The following is a 259-nucleotide window of genomic DNA, read 5'->3' as shown; positions in this document are numbered from 1 at the left end:
AGTCGGCGTCGACGTCACGCCGCTCCAAGTGTTGCAGGCCGCGTGGGGCTGCCTGATCGAAAAGGGCCGCGGCACCCCGCCCCCGGGCATCCGCGGCACCAGCGAGGTCTGTCTCACCTACCCTGCCGACCTCATGCCCGAGCCGCGCGGCGAACTGGACGAGGCTCTTCTCGAAATCGGCGTGACGAACGTCCACCTCCTCTTCGACGAAAGCACCGCGCCGGCGATCTTTCACTTGGAGCAGTTTCTCGGCAACCAA

At 66.4% G+C, this 259-nt stretch carries 1 protein-coding gene; it reads left to right on the top strand.

Annotated elements, in window-relative coordinates:
- Positions 1–259 (top strand): hypothetical protein (locus BGIM_RS65505; RefSeq protein WP_040892548.1); only part of this gene is annotated, 259 nt, incomplete at both ends.

Source organism: Zavarzinella formosa DSM 19928, assembly GCF_000255705.1.
GTDB classification, from domain to species: Bacteria; Planctomycetota; Planctomycetia; order Gemmatales; family Gemmataceae; genus Zavarzinella; species Zavarzinella formosa.
Note: the sequence above shows the minus strand (reverse complement) of the source record. Positions and strands in the feature narration are given on the sequence as shown.